Genomic DNA, 21,758 nt, shown 5'->3' with positions numbered 1-21,758 from the left:
GCGGCGGCGCGCACGGCGTCCTGGCATCGTGATGTGAAGGCCCGTCGGCTACTCCTCGAGCTCGCGCCCCATGAGTTCAGGCAGCGTGAACGCCGCGCCCGCGGCGAGAAGGAACGCGGCTGCGAAGACGCCGAAGACCAGCACGCTGCCGCCCGCGGCGAGCATCACGGGCACCAGCAGCGGGGCGATGATCGAGGCGATGCGTCCGAACCCGGCCGCTGCCCCGGTCCCGGACGCGCGAAGCCGTGTCGGGTAGAGCTCCGGGCCGATCGCGTAGAGCGCTCCCCAGGCGCCGAGGTTGAAGAAGGACAAGCACATGCCGGCCGCGAGGATGGTGCCCTCCGTTGTCGCGAAGCCGAACCAGAACGCGGCGCAGGCGGAGCCGAGCAGGAAGATCGCGAGCGTCGCGCGCCGGCCGATCCGCTCGATGAGGTAGGCCGCCACGAAATAGCCGGGGAGCTGCGCGAGCGTGATGATGAGGGTGAACTCGAACGACTTCACGAGCGTGAACCCCTGCCCGACGAGCAGGCTCGGGATCCAGATGAAGGCGCCGTAGTAGCTGAGGTTGATGCAGAACCACACCGCCCAGAGCGCCGCCGTTCTCCGGCGGAGGGCGGGCGCCCAGAGGTCCCGCCAGCGAGCCTTCTGCGTGTCCGCCGCGGTTGATGCCCGCTGGGCGGCCTGGGCGCGATCGGTGGACGCGATGCTCGAGGCAGGCGGAGCATCCACCCCCGCAGACTCCTCGAACTGCCGGACTGCCTGCTCTGCCTCCCGGTACCTTCCCTTGCTCTCGAGGAAGCGGACGGATTCGGGGAGCCCAAACCGCACGACCACCGCGTAGACAGCGGGCAGGAGTCCAGTGAGGAGCGCCCACCGCCAGCCGTCGGCGGAAAGCGGGATGATGAAGGCCCCGATGAGTGCGGCGCCGATCCAGCCAACGGCCCAGAAGGCTTCGAGCAGCACAACAACTCGCCCGCGGATTCGCTTCGGCGCGTACTCGCTCACGAGGGTCGATGCGACGGGAAGCTCAGCGCCGAGACCGAGACCGACAACAAATCGCAGCACCATGAGGGCGGCAACCGACGCCGCGAGCGCGGAAGCTCCCGTCGCGAGACCGTAGATGAGGAGTGTCGCGGCGAACACCTGCCGCCGGCCGAACTTATCCGCAAGCAGACCGCCGACGCTGGCGCCGATCGCCATGCCTACGAAGCCGATCGAGGCGATGAACGACAGCGTCGTCGTGTCGAGGCTCCACTGCACGGCAAGCGCCGCCATGACAAACGAGATGAGGCTGACGTCCATGGCGTCGAGCGCCCAGCCGATGCCCGAGCCGAAGAGCAGCTTGCGGTGTCTGCGAGTGAAGGGCAGGCGGTCCAGTCGTTCGTTGCGCGTGAGCGGCGCCTGCGCTGCGCTGGGGACGGTGCTGTCTGCCGGACTGAGCTCGGTCATGTGCGTATCCAAAGGTGCGGAGGATGGAGGGGACGACTAACCGTGCCAGAGAGGAAACGGCTCCACCAGGCCCCACTGCAGTTTTGTGCAATGGAGTGCAGTGGAGCCGTCCTCTTCAGGCGTTGCGCCCTCGCGCCGTCCCGCCCGCGCCGTCGTGGCGCCCGAGCTGAGGTCAGGCCTCGGGAGCCGCCATGTAGAAGACCTCCCACAGGTGACCGTCGAGGTCGTCGAAGGCCGAGCCGTACATGCCGAACTCGTTGGCCTCTGCGGGGCGGTGGATCTTGCCACCGCCGGCCTCAGCCTTTGCCGTGATCTCGTCGACCTCTTCGTTGCTGCCGAGCAGCAGCGCCGTGGTGCTCTCGTGGCGATTGCCACCGAGGATCGCCTCGGCCCCCTCCGGCAGGAAGCCCTGGAAGCGCTCCGTCTGGAGGAGCATGATCGCGACGTGCTCGTTGACGACGACGCAGCTGGTGCTGTCGTCGCTGAACATCGGATTGACGCTGAAGCCCAGCCCGACGTAGAAGTCGGTGGCCGCCTTGACGTCGGCGACGGGGAAGTTCGGGAAGACCATGGATACACCCATGAGGGCTCCTTTGCACTTGGATTCTGAATCGGCGCGGGGCGCCGGGTCGAATTCTATGATTCGGACCCGAGATTCTGCGGGAACTCCGGTCAACTTTTCTCCCCTGTCCCACGAGTTGAGAACGGCTGACCTGCAGGCATCTTGCCGGGAATATAAGTGACCGATCCAGGCTCGGAGCCAGTCAAGCCAGCATGGTGCACGCCGCGTCGGCGGCGCGCTGCCCGGCGACCAGGGCACCCTGGATCGAGCTGGATTCCCGGTGGTCGCCAGTCACAAGAACGCGCTCGCCAACCTGCCCCGGACCAGGTGACCTGAACGGCGGCAGCACCGCCGGAAGGGCATGCGGGACAACGTGGTGAGCGAGCACCTCCCAGCCCGAGGTGGACGTCCCGTAGAGGCGCGCGAGGTCGTCGCGGATCTGCGCCTCGCTCGCGAGCCCGTCGATGCGGTCGAGGAGCGTGGTCGCCTGCACGAGGTGCTGCCCCGCCGGCGCGTAGGACGGTGCCACCTCCGAGATAACGGCGGTGTTCCAGATCGGACCGGCTGGCCCGCCTCCTGGCAGCGACGCATCAATGACGAGGTATGGCCCCGTCCGAGGCTCCCCCGACGCCCGGAACCACCAGGTCGTCAGGCCGTGCGTTGCAGGAGCGGCCTCACCCGTGAGTTCCGGCAGTTCTCTGGGTGCAACGGCCACGATCGCTGCACGCGCCAGGATCGTTCCCCGGTCGGTCACGACCCGCACTCCCGCACTCGTCTCGTTGACCTCGCGAGCGGCCGTTTCGAGGCGGACCGGTTCGTGCAGCGACGATGCCATCTGGGCTGGCAGGGCGCGCATCCCGGCACGAGGCAGCCCCGGCGCCCCGAGCGCGAAGAATCGGACAAGCTGCTTGACGAAGTTCGCTGAGCTCTCTCCGCTGCTGTCAGCAAGGACGCCGGCGAGGAAGGTGTCGAGGAGATCGTGCCGCAGCTTCCCCGTGAGCCCCGCCTCGTCGAGGGAAGCCCGGAGCGCGCGATCCTCCGGTCCGACGCCGTCAAGACCCACCAGCGTCGGGCCGAGCCAGCGCGCCAGCGCCAGCACGTCGCGAATCGGCACATGCTCGCTCAGCAGCGTCTGCAGCGCGAAGCGCGGGTGGCGGAGCGGATGCGCCAGAGTGGTCGCGCGTTCACCGGACCTGATGATCGCGCCCACTCCGAAGCTGTGCAGAGCGAGAGCTTCGAGGTCCACGGCCTCCCGCAGCGCCGGGTAGGCCGGGTTGAGCACCTGGAAGCCGCGGTCGCAGAGGAAGCCGCTGACGTCATCGGTGCGGATCCTGCCCCCGACCTCGCCTTCCGCCTCGACGACCACAACGCTGCGCCCGTGCTCTTCGAGGCGCCGAGCTGCCCGCAGCCCGGCGATCCCCGCTCCGATGACAACGACGTCCGTATCCATGTGGCTCCGTTCGGTGAGGTGGCTCGCCAGTCTGCGGGAGCTACCGGGGCCGTCCCTGAGCGCTGCGGTGAGAACGCCGCTTGCCCCGGTCGCTGACGGGGCAGGGATGGTTGGCGCAGAATGGCTCCAATGGGCGAGACAGATGGCAAGCGTGAGAGAGCCAAGGCGGGTGACGCGGGCGTGTACGCAGAGCGACTCGAGAACCAGCGCGCCGTCGCTGTCGACCGCCTCGCACGCAGCGAGGCAGCTCTGAGCGCCCTCGTGCGCGACCGTTCATCCCTCAACGACGACGACGAGCACGACCCCGACGGGGCTCCGCTCTCAACCGAGTGGTCTCGTCTTGCCGGCCAAGTGGAGGCCTCCAAGTCGGAACTGCAGCGGATTGAGGCGGCCCTGCTCCGCCTGGAGAACGACACCTACGGCATTTGCATCGCCTGCGGGAGGCCCATCCCCGAGGTCAGACTCCGCGTGCGTCCCTTCGCCGAGACATGCGTTGCCTGCGCAGACCTGCCACGACGCTCCGCCCGCTAGTAAGCGGCATCCCGCCGCCGCCACCAGAGCCTGCAGGGCTGCGTTGACCCTCGCCTGACGCCGGCGCACGGCGGAAGTTCCTCCGGCTCACCACCACACGCGTCGAAGGCGTTGAGGAAGATCTCGCAGTCGCAGTACGCACCTCTTCGGCCGAGGCGGCGGAGCAGCGCAGTTGCACGCGGGGCAACTCGCTCCTGGTAGCGCTGCGAGAACCGGTGGGTTCCGTCGCAGCCGAACTCGTCGAGCTGGTCTGCGACGTAGCAGAGCAGGCATTCTCCGTCCCTTGGCTCCAGGAGTTCCTCCGCTAGGGACTGAACGATGTACTCGGCTTCTTCGGCGATTCGCTGATCTGTCATGCCGAGATCTTGGACCGGACCACCGACATTCCCGGCTCATGCCCTGAACGGCCTGTCGTGACTCACCTCTCGCGCGACGAGAGCACGCAGATGCACAGCTGCGAGACGCAACGGCTGCGAAGACCGAGCAGGTTTGGAGAAGCATCTGCGGCCGGGGAGTCGTACCGTAGTCGTGATTCACTACAACGAGGAAGAACGAAGGAAGCTGCCATGGCTGAGAAGACCACTGGACTCTCGAAGGACGAGCGCGACGCTGTCAAGCAGCGCGCTGCTGAACTGCGCGCGGAGCAGAAGGCTGGCAAGAACCGTGCCGCGGGTGATGCGGCGATCCAGAAGGCCATCGCAGAGATGACTGACGAGGACCGCGCTCTGGCTGAGGGCATCGACCGCATAGTCAAAGAGGTCGCCCCGAGGCTCATGCCGAAGACCTGGTACGGCTTCCCCGCTTACACGGACGCAGATGGCAAGGTCGTGGTGTTCTTCAAAGCTGCGTCGAAGTTCACGACCCGCTACGCGACGCTCGGGTTCGAGGAGGCGGCGAAACTCGACGACGGCGACCTCTGGGTGACGTCGTTTGCGCTCATCAGCCTGACGCCGGAGACCGAGAAGACCGTTGCCGACTACGTGCGCAAGGCCGCCGGGTAGGCATCTCTCACGCGAAGACCCGAGTGGCCCGGCAGGTTCATCCTGCCGGGCCACTGTGCTCAGTCCTGTGCGATCCTGCGATAGCGGATGTGCGTGGAGAGCGGCGAATGCAGCACTTCAACTGGCTCGTAGCCGAACGTGTCGACCCCGTCGAAGAGCCGCTCGCCTGACCCGAGCAGGACGGGCGCGATGTCGAGCGTCAGCTCATCGACAACCCCGGCGTTCAGCGCCTGCCGGACGGTCGAGGCGCCACCTGCGATGTCGACGCCCTTCTCGCCTGCGGTTTCAACTGCCTTGGCGTAGGCGAAGTCGAACCCTTCGGTGACGAAGTGGAAGGTTGTCCCGCCCTCCATTTCGATCGGTTCGTGCGCGTGATGTGTCAGCACGAAGACGGGCGCGTGATACGGGGGTTCGTCTCCCCACCACCCTCGCCAGTCGCCCTCCCAATCGCCGCGAATGGGGCCGAACATGTTCCGGCCCATGATGTAGGCGCCGCGCGGCCGCATGAGCCAACTCGCAGCGAGTTCGTCGGCCTCTGTGGCGCGAGGGTCGCCGATGTGCCAGCCGTGCACCTCTTGCCCTCGCTTACCGAGCGGATGCTCGCTGCTTTGATCCGGACCGGCGGCGAAGCCGTCGAGCGAGATGGACATGTGGCAGGTGGTGTCGGACATCGGTGTCCCTTCCGAGGAGTGCAATTCAAGTGCCAGTATCTCGTTCCTCGAAGGCAATCGCCAGGAACAGGCGTACTGTCAGGGCAGGAGCTACCTCTGGTTCCCCAATGATGGGATCCCATGTCGGACGCTGCTCTCTCCACTCGCACCCCGTTGCTCTCGCTCGGACTGCTCGCCGACTCTTCGATGGAAAACGAGCGCAGGCTCCCGATCCACCCGCGTCATCTTGATCGGATCGACGCGGACATCCGGGCTCGAATGGTCGTCGAGCGCGGCTACGGAGCCGACTTTCAGCTCGAGCCCGCTTTCGTGGAGTCTCGAGTCGGCAGGGTCGCCGAGCGCACCGAAGTTCTCGCTTCGGCCGACGTGCTGCTGCTGCCGAAGCCACAGGCTGCGGATGTCGCGGCGCTCGCGCCCGGTCGAACGCTCTGGGGGTGGCCGCACTGCGTGCAGGACGCCGAAGTGACGCAGATCGCGATTGATCGGAAGCTGACGCTGCTCGCCTTCGAGGCGATGAACCATTGGACCCCGCAGGGGGACATGAGCCTGCACGTGTTCCACAAGAACAATGAGCTGGCCGGCTACTGCTCCGTGATCCACGCGCTCAGCCTTATCGGCTTGACCGGTGATTACGGTCCGCGACTCCGAGCCGTGGTGATCGGCTTCGGTGCGACGGCGCGAGGCGCGGTGACGGCACTCAACGCCCACGGAATCCACGACATCGAAGTCCTCACCCAGCGCGGTGCGGCGGCTGTGGCTTCCCCCATCCACAACGCGCACATCACCCAGCTCAACACCGACGAAGGACCGACGCACCTCAGCAGCGTCAGTACGGAGCAGGGAGACTGGCTGCTTCCCGATTTCCTGGCGACCTACGACATCGTCGTCAACTGCACGTTCCAGGATGTGGCGGCGCCGTTGACGTATCTCCTCACCGAGAATCTGTCGCGGTTCTCGCCTGGCGCCCTCATCATCGACGTCTCGTGCGACGAGGGCATGGGGTTCGAATGGGCGAAGCCGACGACATTCGAGGAGCCGATGTTCACCGTCGGGCAGGGTGTCAACTACTACGCCGTCGAGCACAGCCCCTCGTACCTGTGGAACTCCGCGACCTGGGACATCAGCGAGGCGCTGCTCCCCTTCCTTCGGACAGTTCTGGAGGGGCCGGATGCGTGGGCCGAGAGTGCGACGCTCACGCGCGCGATCGAGATCCGTGACGGCGTCATCCAGAACCCCAGCATCCTGAGCTTCCAGGACCGCAAGGCCGAATATCCGCACCCCGTCGCCGCGGCCATGCCAGCTCTGGCGCTCTGACGTTCGGGTCTTCCGGTATTTCGACGTTCCGGCGACCTTGGTCAGACCGGCCCTGCCTCGATGCCGTCAGTCGCGTCCTGGCCCCGCGTCACCGCCGCCCGCCGCTGTGATGAGCGCATGGAGGGTCTCGCTGAGCAGTTCAGTGTGGCGATCGTCGAGCTTCTCGCCGGCGGTCAGCAACCCGATGACGTAGAGCCCCGTGACCGCTTCGGCTCGTACGCGCTCGTCCGTGAGCGACGCGAGCGCACGAACAGCCGTGCTCGACACGTTGAGGACCAACCGGGACCGAGCTTGGCACCGTTCTGGCTCGCTCAGGAAGTCGGCCCAGGGATCGGTGTCGCTCTGCGCTGCCGACGAATCGGCTATCCCGGTCTCGCCGACGAACAGGGAAGGCACGGATGCCGGAGCGAACTCCCTCAGATCAAGGTCGAGACCCAGCCGATCGAGCACCGCGCGTGCGTGTGCCTGGAAACCGCGAACATGCGTGTCATCCTGAGCCGGTCTCGGGAGCTCGCTGAGGAAGCCGCGCGCGTCGAAGAGCCGAAGTCCACCGATGCGCCCGCGGCGTTCTTGGACCTGACGGAGGATCTCACCGCCGTACACGTAGGCACCGTTGACGAGCAGCGTCTTGCCGGCGCGGAGGAGAGGCGCGAAGGCGTTGAACTCGGTCATCGAGGTCGTGTACTGCACCCTGTCGAAGACCCGAAGGAGCCGCTCCAACGTCATCGTGCCCTCGCTCGTCTCCCACAGGACGTGCTTCATGACGAGGTCGAGCATGTCGGTGTCAGTCGCCGCCATGGCGAGCAGACCCTTCGCGTGGACGTCCAGGAACCGCCCGAAGCCAACCGGGTCGCTCGCCGCGAATCTCTCGATGCCCGTTCGGATCTGGATCCCGATCTGGTTGCGGACCTCGGCGATCGCGACCGAATCCTGCAGCGACTCCCGCGAGGCGGTCAGCGGCAGCTCGCCCGCGTCCAGTGCGAGGCGGACGAAATACGCCCACGCGGGCACGAGCTGCACGTTGTTCTCTGCGACGAACATCCCGCGCGAGTAGATGGTGTCTCCCTTGCGGTTGCCGACCCGGCCGGGAGCGTCGGCGATGAAGGCGAGACCGACGACGCCAGCCGCGCCGACCTCGATCGGCAGTCCCGCGAGCGGCGAGAAGCCGAGCTCTTGGCGACACCACACCTCGGCTTCAAGCTGGGATGCGCGCCACGGCGGTGTTCGGACACTGATGACCTCGGCGGCTTGCCCCTCGCTGCCGAGGGACACGGGCAGGTCCAGGAGCGACGCGAACCGCTCGGCGAGGAGTCGGACCCGGTTGGGTTCCACCCACTCTCTCTCGTCCGCCCGGGCAGTGACGGTCACTTCGGTCCCCGCATCGGCAAGGGGATGCTCGGCCTGGGAGATCGTGAAGGTCCCGTCCGCGCTGCCAACCCAGCTCAGCGTCGGTGAGTCCGCCGAGCGTGCACTCCGTGACCGAACTTCGATGCGGTCCGCGATGAGGAAGCAGGAGAGCAGTCCTATACCGAACTGCCCTAGGTACTGGCGTCGGAGCTGCGTCAGGTCGCCGCGCTTGCTGGACGCACCGATGGTTGCGAGCACCGTCCGCATCTCGTCTTCGGTGAGACCGATGCCGTGGTCCCGAACGATCACCGCTCCCCCGTCGTCGACCTCGATGGAAATCTCCCCCGCGGTCCCTGGGTTGAGCGACTGCCGGGCGACAACGGCGTCGCGCGCATTCTGGATGAGCTCGCGCAGGTAGACGCGCGGGCTCGAGTAGAGGTGATGGGACAGGATGTCGACGATGCCGCGAAGGTCAACGCGGAAGCGCTCGCCGCTCACGCGCTCACCTCGAACGCCTGGTCTCCCGGGTACCAGCGGTCGCGGATCCACTCGCTCCAGAAGCGGTCGCCATTGCGACTGGCGAGGCCCTCCGTGATCTGGATCACTTTCTCGCGCAGCTCGGGACCGCGTGGGTCGCCCTTGCCCTGCGCGAGCAGTGCACTCCCGGCGGCCGCGAACACAAGCAGATCGCTTGCTGACCCCGTGTCGGCTTCCTCAAGCGCAGCGTCGATGACCGGGCCGAGTTCCGCGCCGGGTGCCGCCAAGCCCTCCAGGAGCACCCAGCTCGGGAGGGGGCCGAACTCTGTCACGTCACCGTCAACCGTTGCGAGGAGGTGCGCGAGGGCTGGCGCGGCGCGGACGTCGCCCTGTTGCGCGCCGAACCAGCAGAGCCACGCGTTGGCGGCCCTGACCTGCTCGGCGGCGCCGGTGTCGGCGACACGCGTCGCCACCGCGATCGCGAACTGGGGCGCGTAACGGGCGCTGAGGCGGACGATCTCGAGCTCCACGGCAACGCGGTCGAGGAGTTCCTCCTCCTCCGCGACGGCCCGTTGCAGCCGCGCGATGATCTGCCGGAGCGATTCGGCGTCGTCTCGGTGGGCCGCGATCTCCGCGCGGGCAAGGAGCACGTGCGAGGCCGGGCCGCGTGTCGTCTCCCGGACGCGCACCTCACGGTCGATGAGGTCGTCGATCTGCACCCACGGGATCTCGGGGTCAGCCACTGCCTGTTCGACGGTCACTGCGAAGAACCTCTCCCCGATTGCCTGGATGGAGTCGGTGATGAGCCCAGCGTTCGTGACCAATTCGAGCTGCGAGCGCTCGAAGTCACGCACCAGCGTCCCCGTCTGCGCCTGCTGCCCGGCTCGGAGCCCGTGAAGGAGCGGGATGCAGTAGCGGGACGTCGCGCACTTCAGCTGCTCGGCCCTGGCCGTGAGCCGCTCCTTGAGGTCGGTCGCCTCATCCGCCGATTCGGTGGCAAGCAGGTCCATCGTCTCGCCGAGCAGCGACACGTAGCGGTGCTTGATGGAGATCGGCGGGTCGTCGAGGCTCACCGCGCGCCGCCTCGGCAGCCATCCAGCCGCGAGGATGCGCTCGGCGCGCTCTTCCACGTCGTCCCAGACTCCGCGCTTTCCGACGAGGGCCGGGCGATCGTGTTCCGGCAACCCCACCCACCAGAAGTCGTTGAGCTCGCGGCGGTGGATGTCAGTGCTTCCTCGAGCATCCTGTGCCGTCGCGGCTTCCTCGGCCAGCGCCTGCAGGAGGCGGCCTTCCTCGCCGTCCGGGTTGGCAAGGATCCGGCTGCGCGCGACGGCGGCGAGCGCCTCCCAGTCGCTCGTGTCGAGGTGCAGGTTCTGGAGGGTGTGATCGACAGCGACGAGCGCATCCGCCGGTCGCTCTTCAAGCACCGGGATCAGGTAGTCGGTGACGGCTTCTGTCGCCAGGCGGTCGATACCCACGCCGGCGACGAGCTGCTCGACGATCCGATCCGCATCGCCGCGTCGCCCCTCGTGCACGTAGAAGAACGCGAGCATCGTCAGGAGACGCACAACGGTGCTCGCGTCGTTGGTGTCGGCGTCGAACTGCTCGGGGTCGATGTCCAGCATCCGCAACCGCTGCTCGAGCGTGACGGTCGCCCGGGGCACGTCGAAGCGGGCGATCAGCGGCACCTCCATCTGGATCACGCCAGACGAGTCAGGGCGCCATTCCTCGCTGCCCACCGCCCGCCAGCGCGAGATCCAGTCGAAGGTCGCGTCCGCGTCTCCCGTGGCAGCTGCCACGGCCGCCCGCGCGACGTACACCCCGACGATGTCGGTGCCGCGTTGCTTCACCTGCTGTTCGACAAGGTCAACAACTCGCGTGATCTGCAGGAGCGGCACGGTGGGGTCGTCGAGGAGCGTCATCGTGGCGGTCGCCACGGACCCCAGCATCCGGTCGACGTTGTCTGGCGCAATCAGGTCGCCGTGCCGGTGGATGACCTGCATGAGCTTCGCGTAGGCGTCGAGGGCCCTGCCGGCGAGCCCCGCCTTGACGAGGGTCGTGTACTGACCGAAGCGCGCACTGGCGATGAGGTGCGGGAAGCTCGCCCGCTCGCAGTCCTCGACGAACTCGTCCCAGACCTCGATCTTGCCCTCGTCCTCCGGCAGGTCCCAGATCGTCGCGCTCCGTTCAAACAACGACTGGATGCGCTCCTGCTGCTCTTCGTCGAGCGTGCCGAGATCTGAGTAGGCAATCATGTGGGCCTCCGATGAAGGTGCTCGCGGCCGTCGCCTCGCCGCGCGGACGCAGGAGGCGGGAGATTCCGCAACCCTAGCGAATGCCCCTGCTTGGACGATCAGGGGAACTCGGCGACGATCGACGATGAGGATCGCGGGGGTCTCGACGAGGACGACGATGGTCGAGCGCGCGGATTACAGGTGGGTCAGCACGCCATCTTCATCTTGCTCGACCAGCACCATGCAGTCGACGACAAGCTGCGCCACCGCGCCTTCCGAGTCCAGACCCCAGTAGGCCGGGTAGCTGCCGTCCCCGTAGCCAGAATCGAACGCGATCCCGATGTCGGTACCGGCGAGGTCGAACTCCTGGACCGCAGGCGTCTGAGCAGCAGAGAAGGCGTCGTAGGCGGCAGCCTTGTCGCGGCGCGTCATGTCCGAGTAGCCGACGTAGTCCACAATGCAGATGCAGCCAGCATCCACGCCGACCACGTGGCCGCTGCCGGGGAGCGACGCCGGAATCCAGGTGACAGGCGCAGCGTCGCTGAAACGCACTCGGACCGCGGCGTTGCGACCGAACGCAGTCACCCGGTCGACCGAGTACCGGCCTGGCGGGACGGTTCTCGCGAGTGGACGGGCGTCGTCGTTGTCGTATCCGAAGTCGAGGACCGAGAGAAACCCGGTGCTGGTCGAAAGTGTGCCGAGGTGCGTGACCTCGGCACGCGCGGACTGCTTGTCCCCCGGGCGGCTCACCTCACGCTCAGTGAAGTTGTGGACCTCGTCGAGTTGCACTTGCAACTCGGGCATGTCGGTCGGCTCGGCGTCCGGCCCGCACTGCAGCACACGCTGGTTGACGACGGCTGGATCAGCGAACGGCGCTTTCGGATCTCCGAAATGCTGGCTTATGACCGCGATCTTCCACGTAGCCCCCTTCTGGCGCAGCGTGTACTCGTTCAACTTGCGCTGCATCGAAGTGCTCCGTGTGAGGACGTAGGCGACATCGCCGACGACCTCCGAGCTGACAAGCTGTTCCGCTTCGGGACCATGGCTGGCAGGTCGACCAAACGACTGCGCGAGGTCCACCGCCGGCGGGTCCGTGAAGTGATTCCGTGTCGTCTGCGCCATCAGCTCTCGCCACAGCTGAAACGCGGACATCGGGTTGTCGGGGTCGCGATGCTCGAAGGCTGGAGCGGCGATGCGCCATTGCGCCTCGTACTCGGCCATGAAGCTCAGTACTCGCTCTTCGGCAGGGTTCTTCGGTGCACTCGAATCCGTCATGGCACTCAAAATAGCGGTGACGCTGACTGCGTCTCTGAGCGAGGGGCCCACCGGTACATCTCGCGGTGCACACCGACTCGACTCGTTGTTCCGAGCTTCAGTCCGTGCGCCCGCGTCGTTCGACGAGGCCAGTGACACCGATGAGGAAGACGCCGAGCAGGAGGAGACTCAGGCCCTTGATCGCCGCAAGAAGAAGTGTGAGCCAGATCGAGCTCGGCCAGATCGTCTGAGCGAGCCCGAGGGAAATCGGGGCGAGGATGAGATCGAGCGAATACAGGAACGACCACACGAGCGTATCGACGAGCGAAAGCAACCAGCTTCCGGGCACCAGCGCCTCGTTGGCGAGTGGAGCTTGCACGAGCATGGTGGGCGCGAACAGGGCAACGCCGAGCACCGTACCCCAGGCCACACCAAAGAGGGCGAGCAGGTACCAAAGCGCTCGCATATTGTCATAGAAGTAGCGCACCGTCGAGCCCAGAACTACGCGCTTCAACCATCCTCGGAAGCCCTCGAAGGTGGTGACGTGACGAGCAGCCCGGATTCCAAAGATGGTCGCGGCCTCCGAGTGCTGGGAGCGACGCAGGGCATTCTCGAGCTGGTCCCACACATCCCTTGGCAGGCGCACGTCTCCAACTTCGTTCGCTTTGAGCCACTCGAAAACTCTGTCTGCGACTTCCTGCGCCTTTTCGGTTTCGTTCTCCAGCCCTCCCAACGAGGCGATGCGCACTGAACGTGTGATCACCACACGGAATCCGGATTCGAGGTCTTTGGGAATCGAGAACCGGCCGAAGGTCGCGCCGTCAATGACCGGCAGAAAATCACGTTGCGATGGTGGCGGACCTTCCGCGTGCGGGTTGATCGGCGAGAAGGAACCGATGTGCGCGTCCGGGATGACGAGCTGATCGAGCCCGTGGCATCCCCAGAATCGAAGTTCGTTGTCGACGACGAGCGAAGCAGCGTTCAGTGCACCTCGAGTGTAGAAAACCTGCCCCCGGGGCGTGAAGTCGCAGCTATCAAAAGAGAGCCACGGGACAGTGAGGTGATCGGCCGAGACCCAGTGGTAGAAATCGCATCCTTCGAAACCGAGTGGGAAGTGGCACTGGATCCAATTGAGGTTCAGCTCTCCCCCTCCCACAACGACTTGGCGCAAGCGCAGCCCCTGCGCGTCGGCTCTGAACTCGTCATCCCCCGCCGCGAACCGCTTGATTACGGTAGCGAGCAACGTCGCATCAACCCATGCCGTCGCAGTTGGGCGGTGGAGGAAGGCTGCCGAGTAGTTCTCGTCACTTCGAATGCGTTCCGCCTCACCATCATCATTGATTGCGTTCACGATCGTGCCGTTTCTCAGTGCAGCGACGATCTCATCCTCACTGACAACACGCAATGCGTGTCCGTATTCTTCTGGCGAGCTCTCCTTGAGGCGACGCAGGCGCTCCTCGTTCGCTCTGGCCTCGATGATGCGCTGGACTGTCGTCGGCACCTCGTCGTAATTCTCGTCAAGAAAGACCAAGAAATCTTGATACTCGGCGGAGATCACGAGATCGATCAGGTCAGGTATGGCCAAGCCACCCTCAGACGAGGTGAGCACTTCGGAGAGTTTTCGAATCTGTGCGACGGCAGCGTCGTACGAGTGCTTCTCCGGATACTCCGATCGCATAATTGAGAGGTACAGGCTCATGTTGAGGCCGCGCAGCGTTACAAGCGATGTGGGAAAACTCTCAGCAAACACGTCGGGAGACTAGCAGAGGCAGTTTCGAGGCGTTTATCCGGTGATTCGACTCCAAACTCCGATAAGACGCGTGATTGTCATGTGTTGGGTTGCAGCGGATCCCAGACCTCTCGCCACTTGGCCGCAAGGGTGTCGATCGTCTCGTGCGCGTTCAGCCCACTTGGCTGTGGGACGACCCACAGGGCGACTTCCTCCGGCCAGCCGTCAATGACGGGCGCGTCCTGGCGTCCCAGCACCGACTTCGGCAACCGGAAGGCAGTCCGAAACGCCGTGATGCCGGCGACCGCCACCACATCTGGCCGCATCTCGCGGACACGTTCGACGATGCGCTGCCCGCCGGCTCGGAGCTCGGAGGCCGACAGCTCGTCGGCGCGGGCCGTCGCCCGACCGACGAGATTGGTGAGCGCGATTCCGCGGCTGAGCAGCTGCTGCTCGTCGTCAGTTGACAACCCTCGGGAGGCGTCGACCACGTGATCCGTGAGTCCTGCCCGGTGCAGCGACGGCCAGAAGCGATTGCCCGGGCGCGCGAACGGTGCATTGACTGCCGCCGTCCACAACCCAGGGTTGACGCCCACGATGAGAAGCCGAACGGTCGTGAGGTCGACGGGGAGGATGTCGTCCATGGCGTCGTTGGGGATGCTCTGGAACGCGGCAAGCTCGGAGGTCAGGGGTTTCCGACCGCCGAGCGGCGACGCACGACGTGGCCTAGCTGATACCGGCTTCGCGTCAGATGGCATGTTCATCCTGGTCTCTCAAGTGCAACGCAGTGGCGAGTTGCTAGAGGGTGAACCGGAACGCGACTACACGTTGAAGCGGAACTCCACGACGTCGCCGTCCTGCATGACGTACTCCTTGCCCTCCATGCGGGCCTTGCCCTTCGCGCGAGCCTCGGCGGTGGAGCCGGTCTCGACGAGGTCCGCGAAGGAGATGACCTCGGCCTTGATGAAGCCGCGCTCGAAGTCGGTGTGGATGACGCCGGCAGCCGCCGGCGCCTTCCAGCCCTTGCGGATCGTCCACGCGCGCGACTCCTTGGGGCCGGCCGTGAGGTACGTCTGCAGGCCGAGCGTGTCGAAGCCGATGCGTGCGAGTTGGCTCAGGCCGGACTCGTCCTGGCCGAGCGACGCGAGCAGCTCCGCCGCCTCCTCGGGGTCGAGGTCGATGAGCTCCGACTCCGTCTGCGCGTCGAGGAAAATCGCCTTAGCCGGCGCGACAAGCGCGGCCAGCTCTGCGAGCTTCTCCTCGCTGCTCAGCGCGGCCTCGTCGATGTTGAAAACGAAGATCATCGGCTTGGCCGTCAGCAGGCCGAGTTCCTTGATGGGCTCGAGGTCGATCTTCGTAGCTGAGAGCAGCGTTCCCTCGTCGAGGGCGGCCTTCGCCTCGCTTGCGGCCTCGAGCACGGACGAGTCAAGGCGCTTCTGCTTGACCTCCTTCTCGAAGCGCGGAAGCGCCTTCTCGATGGTCTGGAGGTCGGCGAGGATCAGCTCGGTGTTGATCGTCTCCATGTCGCTCGCGGGCTCGACCTTGCCGTCAACGTGCACCACGTCGCCGTCCTCGAAGCCGCGCACGACCTGCACGATTGCGTCAGCTTCACGGATGTTCGCGAGGAACTGGTTGCCGAGCCCCTCACCCTCGCTTGCACCGCGCACGATGCCGGCGATGTCGACGAACGACACCGCTGCGGGCAGGATGCGCTCTGATCCGAAGATCTCGGCAAGCACCTTGAGGCGGGCGTCAGGCAGTTCGACGACCCCCACGTTGGGCTCGATCGTGGCGAACGGGTAGTTCGCCGCGAGAACCTGGTTCTTCGTGAGTGCGTTGAAAAGGGTCGATTTGCCGACGTTGGGCAGGCCGACGATGCCAAGAGTAAGAGCCACGAGGGTCTATCGTACTTGCCCGCCGCGAGTTCCGGGCCGTGCCACCATGGATGACGTGACCATCGACTTCACCGCGATCGACTTCGAGACTGCCAACGGCTCGCCGGCCTCCGCCTGCGCCGTCGGTCTCGCTCGCGTTCGCGACGGAGCGGTGGTCAGCCGGGCGACGTGGCGAATCCGACCACCAGGCGAGCACGATGTGTTCCTGCCCTTCAACGTGCAGCTGCACGGCATCAGTCGCGAGATGACTCGGGATGCATCCACTTGGGAGTCGCAGCTGCCCGCCCTTCTCGACTTCCTCGGCGACGACGTGCTCGTCGCGCACAACGCCAGGTTCGACGTCGGCGTGCTGCTCGCGAGCAGCCTCGCGACTCGGATGCCCCTGCCGCCCCTGCGCTACTTCTGCTCGCTGCGGCTCGCGCGTCGCAGCTACGACCTCCACTCCTACCGACTGCCGGTAGCAGCGGAGGCTGCCGGGTTCCGGAGCCTCGTCCACCACGATCCGATGTCGGACGCGGAGGCAAGCGCCGCGATTGTCGTCGACACGGCTCGCCGACTTGGGGCGATGGACCTCGAGTCGCTCGCCGCGCTGAAGGACGTCGCCATCGAGCGGATCGCGCTCGACAGCGAGCTCGAACGTGCCGCGACACTCACTGCGGCGGCCACCTTCGCCTGAAATGTCGGAGGCACCTGCGAGGGTGGATGCATGGAACCACTTCCCCTCGTCATCGGGCTTCTCCTCGGCCTTGTCGTCGGCTTCGCCATCGCCACGATGCGAGGAGCGAGCCAGCGTCAGCTGCTCGCCACCGAACTCGCCGCCGCGACCGCGCGCGCTACAGCAGCCGTCGAAGCCCGCGCCACTGCCGAGCGGCACCTCGACGAGGTCCTGACACGCGAGCGATCTCAGCTCGAAGCGAGACGATCCACGGAGGTCGGCGAGCAGCAGGTCCTGACCGCGCTTGCGCCCGTCAACAAGCAGCTCGAGCTCATGCGCCGTGCTGTCGCCTCGATCGAGGAGCAGCGCCTTCAACAGCACGGCGAGTTGAGCGAGCAGCTTCGCAACCAGCACGAGGCGGACGAGCGCCTGCGGGCAACAACCGACTCTCTCGCCTCCGCGCTCCAGTCGAACCAGGCGCGCGGCGTCTGGGGCGAGGCTCAGCTGCGCAATATCGTCGAGGCTTCCGGCCTGATCGAGCGAGTCGACTTCGACACGCAGGTGAGCGTCAATGGAGAGCAGGGAGCGCGCCGCCCCGACATGATCGTGCATCTCCCGGGTGACAAGCACCTCGTCATCGACGCGAAGGCGCCCATGTCGAAGTACCTCGCCGCGAGCCAGCTCAGCGAGCTCGGCGACGAGGAGGAGACCACAAGACGACGCGCCCTGATGGGGGAACACGCGAAGGCCCTCAAGGCGCACGTCGCCGCCCTCAACGCCCGTGGCTACCCAAGCGCAGTCCCCGGCTCCCCCGAGCTGGTCATCGCGTTCGTGCCAAGCGAGTCGGCGCTCTCCGCCGCGGTTGCGGCAGACCCGTCGCTGCTCGAGGACGCAATGCACCGCGGCGTTGCCGTCACCTCGCCGGTGTCGCTGTGGGCCACGCTCCGGGCGATCGCGTACGCCTGGCAGCAGGATGTCCTCGAAGACCAGGCGCATGAGATCTTCGAGCTCAGCACCCAGCTCCACACGCGCCTCGGAACTCTCGCCACCCACATCGACAGGCTCGGCCGTTCACTTGCCGGAGCGGCAACCAGCTACAACGCCTTCCTCGGCTCCCTCGAGACGCGTGTCCTTCCAACCGCCAGGAAACTCGACGCACTCAACATCGGTTCACCCATCAACACGCCACGCCCCGTCGACGAGCAGCTGCGCGGCCTCACCGCCCCGGAGCTGACGGAGTCGACCCGCCCTGGCGAGATTGAGCCCGAGCTCACCGAACGCTGACTCAGGCTCAGGCTCAGACTCAGACTCAGACTCAGACTCAGGCCCAGTGTCAGCTCAAGCTTGCTTCTGCTTCGTGTTCTCCTCGCAGACAAACGCTGCCCGTCGAACGCTTCGTCCGCCTGGGCGGCGGAGCATTCGACGGGCAGCGTACTGCTCTCTCGGCGACGCCGCTGAGTCAGCAAGCCTCCGAGGTCAGAGCCACTTGTCAGCCATGTGCTCAGCCGTCACGCGGCGCACAGTGCCCGAACGCGAACGCAGCACCACCGAGTCGGTCAGGATGCGGTTGCCAACACGACGCACGCCCGCGCACAGTCCACCATCGGTCACGCCCGTCGCGACGAAGTACGTGTTCTCCGTGCGAACCAGGTCGTCCTGCGTGAGCACAGCCTCCAGGTCGTGTCCACCGGCAATCGCGCGCTCGCGCTCCTCCTCGTTGCGCGGGTACCAGCGGCCCTGCAGCACTCCACCGAGCGCCTTGATGGCGCAGGCCGTGATGATGCCTTCTGGCGTTCCGCCGATCCCCACGCACATGTCGATGCGCCCCGTGCCGCGGGCAGCGTTGATGCCGCCGGCGACGTCGCCGTCGAGCATGAGCTGCGTTCCAGCGCCAGCCTCACGGATCTGGTTGATCAGCTCCTCATGGCGCGGGCGATCGAGCACGGCGATGACCATGTCCTCGACAGGCTTGTTCTTCGCCTTCGAGAGGGCACGGATGTTCTCGCCGATCGGGCGAGCGAGGTCGATGACGCCAACACCCTCGGGCCCCGTGACAATCTTCTCCATGTAGAAGAGATCCTTCGGGTTGTACATGGAGCCGCGGTCTGCGACGGCGATGACGCTCAGCGCGTTCTGTCGCCCGGCTGCGGTCAGGCTCGTTCCATCGATCGGGTCGACCGCGATGTCGCAGTCAGGTCCCTGCCCGTTTCCGACCTGCTCGCCATTGAAGAGCATGGGAGCTTCGTCCTTCTCACCCTCGCCGATGACAACAACACCGGCGAAGTCGACCGTCGAGAGGAACTTGCGCATCGCGTCGACGGCGGCGCCGTCTGCAGCGTTCTTGTCACCACGCCCGATGAACGGCGTCGCCCGAATGGCCGCAGCCTCGGTTGCACGCACCAACTCCATAGCGAGGTTTCGGTCCGGGTTCGCAAAGAGCTGCCCGTGCTCAGGAGTCGGAGTGGCGGAAGATGAGGTCACAGGGGGTCCCTTTCGCTGGCGTTGTGGAAGTTCTCGCCGAGCAAGCACACGACACCATTGCTCCGCGCTATCCAGTTCCCAACCCTAGTACGCGCGCTCGGAGAAAGTCGGCGGCCCTGGCTAGACTTCACGCGTAAGTTCCAAGCGCTGAAGGAGCACACATGCCCATCGCAACACCGGACCAGTACGCCGAGATGCTGAACCGAGCCAAGGAAGGCGGCTTCGCGTACCCCGCGATCAACGTCTCCAGCTCGTCGACGATCAACTCCGTTCTCCAGGGTCTCACCGAAGCCGGCTCTGACGGCATCCTCCAGGTCACCACCGGCGGTGCCGACTACTTCGCCGGCCAGACCGTCAAGGCACGCGCATCAGGCGCGCTCGCCATGGCCGCATTCGCGCACGAAGTCGCGAAGAACTACCCGATCACGGTCGCACTGCACACCGACCACTGCCCGAAGGATGCGCTCGACGGCTTCGTCTACCCGCTCCTCGAGGCCTCCGCCGAGCAGATCAAGCGCGGCGGCGAGCCGATCTTCCAGTCGCACATGTGGGACGGCTCGGCCGTGCCACTCGCTGAGAACCTCGAGATCGCGTCGAAGATCCTCAAGCTCACGCAGGCCAACAACCAGATCCTCGAGGTCGAGATCGGTGTCGTCGGCGGCGAAGAGGACGGCGTCGCCCACGAGATCAACGAGCACCTCTACACGACCCTCGACGACGCGATCGCGACCGTCGAGGCCCTCGGACTCGGCGACCGCGGCCGGTACATGGCGGCGCTCACCTTCGGTAACGTGCACGGCGTCTACAAGCCTGGCAACGTCAAGCTCCGTCCCGAGCTCCTCGCCGAGATCCAGGCTGGCCTCGCTGCGAAGTACGGCACGGGCCCGAAGCCGCTCGACCTCGTCTTCCACGGCGGATCCGGTTCGACCGACGAGGAGATCGCCGAGGCAGTCCGCAACGGTGTCATCAAGATGAACATCGACACCGACACCCAGTACGCGTTCAGCCGCTCGGTTGCCGACACGGTGCTCAAGAACTACGACGGCTTCCTCAAGATCGATGGAGAAGTCGGCAACAAGAAGGTCTACGACCCTCGTTCGTGGGGCAAGAAGGCCGAGACCGCGATGGCGGCTCGTGTCATCGAGGCCACCAAGCAGCTCGGCTCGTTCGGTCACTCAGCCGCGTGAGCGTGACGCCGGGAGCCGAGCAGCAGGAGTCGGTGCAGGAAGCGAAGCGGAAAAACGACCGCTTCCTCGGCATCGGGTTCCTGGTGCTCGGCCTCGTCGCCACGATCGTGAACATGACGACGTTCACGGAGAACTCGCTGGCGGGCCAGATGGCCCTGCTCTACAAGGACTTCGGGATCAGCGACTACGTACGTCCCGACGGGCTGGGCACGCTGTCGCTCACGGCGATCGTCGTGCTTCCAGCGATCTACGCGCTGACGCTCTACCTCACGCTCCTCCGCTGGAAAGCGGGGAAGCGCGCCATGTGGATCCCGATTATCGGTGCGGTTGTCACCCTCATCACGATCTTCGGCTTCATGCTTACGGCGATCCTGCTGCATGATGAGCTGCTGAAAGCGATCTCGAGCGGAGCTCTGCCCGCGGCGACGCCAGGTCCATAGCTAGGCGACACACCCAGAACGCCTCGGCCGCCGGCCAGCTGGAATCGGTCGTTTCATCTGGCCGGCGGTCGGGACCAGTCAGTCGCGGTCGGTTCTGACTAGAACGACGAACTGTCCATTGCGCTGTTGGCAGGCGACCTCAGCCTTCACAGGGCGGTTACCAGTGGCAGATCCGAAACGACCAAAGGCCGCGTCAGGGTCGGCAAACCTCGTGTCTGGTCAACGGCTAGGCTCGCCTTCTCGCCGAAGACATCGCCCACCCAGATCTGCCCGCAGCCCACTGCTTGCAAAAGCAGACTTAACCCCTCGCCCGTCAGGCGAAATGTCACATAACCTAGGTTTTCATCGAGCTCACGCCCTCTGGTGTATTTCACCTCGTCGCGGAGGTAGTCACCACGCCCATGAGAGAGCCTGTCGATCAGTCCTTCTCGCTGGAGTCCATAGGCCGCGTTGGTCATGCGAACGATGTCATTCTCTGAGTCGAAATCCCAACCGAGCGACGAGAAGAGTTCTTCGTATTCAATAATTAATTGAACGCTGGTCAGCGACCAGAGGTCATCTCGGCCTCTTCCGCGGAATCGAAGTTGCACGCTTGCCGCCATAACCCAATGGAGGGCAAGCTGGTCGGAAGATAACCGTCCAACCAACGCCACCCAAGCCACTCCCGCGTCACTCTCGCCAGATGCTGTTCTCCCCGAAGCGAGTACGCCTGAAAGATAGTCTGAGAGAACTTCGCTCTCTGCCCATCGTGATTGCTCCAGTACGCTCGCGGCAACTCGAATCGGAATTGCTCCCTCGGCGCCAGCCGCCACTTTCGAAGCAGCTTTCTCGGCAACTCGACGAGCGTTTCGTTGGATGACGAAGTCGTGAAGTTGTGCACCGTAGTACTCAGCAGTGGGCCCTAAGAGCTTATCGATGACACCCCCAGCGCTCTTCGCGCTTTGCGCGACAACTGGTCCGATCACCGGTTCCATGACTCACCTAAACTCTCCGCCTGTTGCTCGACAGATTATGGCGAGCCTGATGTTGTCCAGCCCTAGCCTTGCACGGAGCGCACACTTGCCGGCTCTGTCGATCTACG

The 21,758-nt window shown here is 65.6% G+C and carries 20 protein-coding genes; 7 read left to right on the top strand and 13 right to left on the bottom strand.

The features are described 5' to 3' along the window. Positions 1 to 48 precede the first annotated feature (48 nt). The 3 genes from C5B85_RS01475 to C5B85_RS01465 form a co-directional block, all read right to left on the bottom strand. Positions 49 to 1,449: an MFS transporter gene (locus C5B85_RS01475; RefSeq protein WP_104284287.1), complete on the bottom strand. Its 1,401-nt coding sequence runs from the start codon at positions 1,447 to 1,449 to the stop codon at positions 49 to 51. A gap of 172 nt (positions 1,450 to 1,621) precedes the next feature. Continuing rightward, entirely contained in the window at positions 1,622 to 2,032 is a 411-nt protein-coding gene (locus C5B85_RS01470; RefSeq protein WP_104284286.1) for a VOC family protein, read from the bottom strand. A gap of 181 nt (positions 2,033 to 2,213) precedes the next feature. After that, entirely contained in the window at positions 2,214 to 3,461 is a 1,248-nt protein-coding gene (locus C5B85_RS01465; RefSeq protein ID WP_104284285.1) for an FAD-dependent oxidoreductase, read from the bottom strand. A 129-nt stretch (positions 3,462 to 3,590) separates the two neighbouring features. On the opposite strand from C5B85_RS01465, the gene C5B85_RS01460 reads away from it, so the two are divergent. Then, on the top strand, positions 3,591 to 3,992 hold the full coding sequence (locus C5B85_RS01460) for a TraR/DksA C4-type zinc finger protein (RefSeq protein ID WP_104284284.1): 402 nt from the start codon (positions 3,591 to 3,593) through the stop codon (positions 3,990 to 3,992). On the opposite strand, the gene C5B85_RS01455 is transcribed toward C5B85_RS01460, so the two are convergent. After that, positions 3,989 to 4,348: a DUF2695 domain-containing protein gene (locus C5B85_RS01455; protein WP_104284283.1), complete on the bottom strand. Its 360-nt coding sequence runs from the start codon at positions 4,346 to 4,348 to the stop codon at positions 3,989 to 3,991. The genes C5B85_RS01460 and C5B85_RS01455 overlap by 4 nt on opposite strands. 210 nt (positions 4,349 to 4,558) lie before the next feature. On the opposite strand from C5B85_RS01455, the gene C5B85_RS01450 reads away from it, so the two are divergent. Beyond that, entirely contained in the window at positions 4,559 to 4,993 is a 435-nt protein-coding gene (locus tag C5B85_RS01450) for a hypothetical protein (protein ID WP_104284282.1), read from the top strand. Between the two features lie 59 nt (positions 4,994 to 5,052). Here C5B85_RS01450 and C5B85_RS01445 read toward each other — a convergent pair whose 3' ends face one another. Beyond that, positions 5,053 to 5,664 carry a dihydrofolate reductase family protein gene (locus tag C5B85_RS01445; RefSeq protein WP_104284281.1) on the bottom strand — a complete coding sequence of 204 codons (612 nt, stop codon included), beginning with the start codon at positions 5,662 to 5,664 and terminating at the stop codon, positions 5,053 to 5,055. A 120-nt stretch (positions 5,665 to 5,784) separates the two neighbouring features. On the opposite strand from C5B85_RS01445, the gene C5B85_RS01440 reads away from it, so the two are divergent. Beyond that, entirely contained in the window at positions 5,785 to 6,978 is a 1,194-nt protein-coding gene (locus C5B85_RS01440) for a N(5)-(carboxyethyl)ornithine synthase (RefSeq protein ID WP_104284280.1), read from the top strand. A gap of 66 nt (positions 6,979 to 7,044) precedes the next feature. Here C5B85_RS01440 and C5B85_RS01435 read toward each other — a convergent pair whose 3' ends face one another. From C5B85_RS01435 to ychF, 6 genes are all read right to left on the bottom strand, one after another. After that, positions 7,045 to 8,823, bottom strand: a complete 1,779-nt coding sequence (locus C5B85_RS01435) for an HSP90 family protein (RefSeq protein WP_181064221.1) — start codon at positions 8,821 to 8,823, stop codon at positions 7,045 to 7,047. Then, positions 8,820 to 11,057 carry a hypothetical protein gene (locus C5B85_RS01430; protein ID WP_104284278.1) on the bottom strand — a complete coding sequence of 746 codons (2,238 nt, stop codon included), beginning with the start codon at positions 11,055 to 11,057 and terminating at the stop codon, positions 8,820 to 8,822. The genes C5B85_RS01435 and C5B85_RS01430 overlap by 4 nt, the downstream gene beginning before the upstream one ends. Before the next feature lie 174 nt (positions 11,058 to 11,231). Further along, on the bottom strand, positions 11,232 to 12,311 hold the full coding sequence (locus C5B85_RS01425; RefSeq protein WP_104284277.1) for a DUF4241 domain-containing protein: 1,080 nt from the start codon (positions 12,309 to 12,311) through the stop codon (positions 11,232 to 11,234). Between the two features lie 97 nt (positions 12,312 to 12,408). Next, positions 12,409 to 14,040: a hypothetical protein gene (locus C5B85_RS01420; RefSeq protein WP_146077796.1), complete on the bottom strand. Its 1,632-nt coding sequence runs from the start codon at positions 14,038 to 14,040 to the stop codon at positions 12,409 to 12,411. A 77-nt stretch (positions 14,041 to 14,117) separates the two neighbouring features. Then, a complete protein-coding gene (locus C5B85_RS01415) occupies positions 14,118 to 14,777 on the bottom strand; it encodes a mismatch-specific DNA-glycosylase (RefSeq protein WP_104284275.1) in 660 nt (219 codons plus the stop codon). Between the two features lie 63 nt (positions 14,778 to 14,840). Next, positions 14,841 to 15,914 (bottom strand): redox-regulated ATPase YchF, encoded by a 1,074-nt coding sequence (gene ychF / locus C5B85_RS01410; RefSeq protein WP_104284274.1) that lies wholly within the window; start codon positions 15,912 to 15,914, stop codon positions 14,841 to 14,843. A 46-nt stretch (positions 15,915 to 15,960) separates the two neighbouring features. Between ychF and C5B85_RS01405 the strand changes: the two genes are divergently transcribed. Both C5B85_RS01405 and C5B85_RS01400 read left to right on the top strand, forming a co-directional pair. Next, positions 15,961 to 16,590 (top strand): 3'-5' exonuclease, encoded by a 630-nt coding sequence (locus C5B85_RS01405; RefSeq protein WP_374953073.1) that lies wholly within the window; start codon positions 15,961 to 15,963, stop codon positions 16,588 to 16,590. 30 nt (positions 16,591 to 16,620) lie between these two features. Next, the gene (locus tag C5B85_RS01400) at positions 16,621 to 17,853 is read left to right on the top strand and encodes a DNA recombination protein RmuC (RefSeq protein ID WP_104284273.1); all 1,233 of its coding nucleotides are present in this window, start codon (positions 16,621 to 16,623) and stop codon (positions 17,851 to 17,853) included. 192 nt (positions 17,854 to 18,045) lie between these two features. Here C5B85_RS01400 and glpX read toward each other — a convergent pair whose 3' ends face one another. Then, complete coding sequence (gene glpX, locus C5B85_RS01395; protein ID WP_104284272.1) at positions 18,046 to 18,978, bottom strand: class II fructose-bisphosphatase; 933 nt, start codon at positions 18,976 to 18,978, stop codon at positions 18,046 to 18,048. A 233-nt stretch (positions 18,979 to 19,211) separates the two neighbouring features. On the opposite strand from glpX, the gene fbaA reads away from it, so the two are divergent. Next, complete coding sequence (gene fbaA / locus C5B85_RS01390) at positions 19,212 to 20,237, top strand: class II fructose-bisphosphate aldolase (RefSeq protein WP_068479490.1); 1,026 nt, start codon at positions 19,212 to 19,214, stop codon at positions 20,235 to 20,237. Beyond that, positions 20,234 to 20,677, top strand: coding sequence for a DUF6264 family protein (locus C5B85_RS01385; protein WP_104284271.1), 444 nt, complete (start codon positions 20,234 to 20,236; stop codon positions 20,675 to 20,677). The genes fbaA and C5B85_RS01385 overlap by 4 nt, the downstream gene beginning before the upstream one ends. Positions 20,678 to 20,823: 146 nt before the next feature. Here the strand turns inward: C5B85_RS01385 and C5B85_RS18890 are convergent, their stop codons facing one another. Continuing rightward, entirely contained in the window at positions 20,824 to 21,651 is an 828-nt protein-coding gene (locus C5B85_RS18890) for a hypothetical protein (protein WP_146077795.1), read from the bottom strand. Positions 21,652 to 21,758 lie beyond the last annotated feature (107 nt).

Source organism: Pseudoclavibacter sp. AY1F1 (genome assembly GCF_002931075.1).
Taxonomy (GTDB): Bacteria; Actinomycetota; Actinomycetes; order Actinomycetales; family Microbacteriaceae; genus Pseudoclavibacter.
The sequence above is the reverse complement of the archived record's forward strand: the minus strand, read 5'-3'. Positions and strand labels throughout refer to the sequence as shown.

Bases quoted from the DNA above. Each gene is read 5' to 3' on its own strand.
- C5B85_RS01475 (WP_104284287.1), bottom strand. From the start codon at position 1,449: ATGACCGAGCTCAGTCCGGCAGACAGCACCGTCCCCAGCGCAGCGCAG.
- C5B85_RS01470 (WP_104284286.1), bottom strand. From the start codon at position 2,032: ATGGGTGTATCCATGGTCTTCCCGAACTTCCCCGTCGCCGACGTCAAG.
- C5B85_RS01465 (WP_104284285.1), bottom strand. From the start codon at position 3,461: ATGGATACGGACGTCGTTGTCATCGGAGCGGGGATCGCCGGGCTGCGG.
- C5B85_RS01460 (WP_104284284.1), top strand. From the start codon at position 3,591: ATGGGCGAGACAGATGGCAAGCGTGAGAGAGCCAAGGCGGGTGACGCG.
- C5B85_RS01455 (WP_104284283.1), bottom strand. From the start codon at position 4,348: ATGACAGATCAGCGAATCGCCGAAGAAGCCGAGTACATCGTTCAGTCC.
- C5B85_RS01450 (WP_104284282.1), top strand. From the start codon at position 4,559: ATGGCTGAGAAGACCACTGGACTCTCGAAGGACGAGCGCGACGCTGTC.
- C5B85_RS01445 (WP_104284281.1), bottom strand. From the start codon at position 5,664: ATGTCCGACACCACCTGCCACATGTCCATCTCGCTCGACGGCTTCGCC.
- C5B85_RS01440 (WP_104284280.1), top strand. From the start codon at position 5,785: ATGTCGGACGCTGCTCTCTCCACTCGCACCCCGTTGCTCTCGCTCGGA.
- C5B85_RS01430 (WP_104284278.1), bottom strand. From the start codon at position 11,057: ATGATTGCCTACTCAGATCTCGGCACGCTCGACGAAGAGCAGCAGGAG.
- C5B85_RS01425 (WP_104284277.1), bottom strand. From the start codon at position 12,311: ATGACGGATTCGAGTGCACCGAAGAACCCTGCCGAAGAGCGAGTACTG.
- C5B85_RS01415 (WP_104284275.1), bottom strand. From the start codon at position 14,777: ATGCCATCTGACGCGAAGCCGGTATCAGCTAGGCCACGTCGTGCGTCG.
- C5B85_RS01405 (WP_374953073.1), top strand. From the start codon at position 15,961: ATGGATGACGTGACCATCGACTTCACCGCGATCGACTTCGAGACTGCC.
- C5B85_RS01400 (WP_104284273.1), top strand. From the start codon at position 16,621: ATGGAACCACTTCCCCTCGTCATCGGGCTTCTCCTCGGCCTTGTCGTC.
- glpX (WP_104284272.1), bottom strand. From the start codon at position 18,978: ATGGAGTTGGTGCGTGCAACCGAGGCTGCGGCCATTCGGGCGACGCCG.
- fbaA (WP_068479490.1), top strand. From the start codon at position 19,212: ATGCCCATCGCAACACCGGACCAGTACGCCGAGATGCTGAACCGAGCC.
- C5B85_RS18890 (WP_146077795.1), bottom strand. From the start codon at position 21,651: ATGGAACCGGTGATCGGACCAGTTGTCGCGCAAAGCGCGAAGAGCGCT.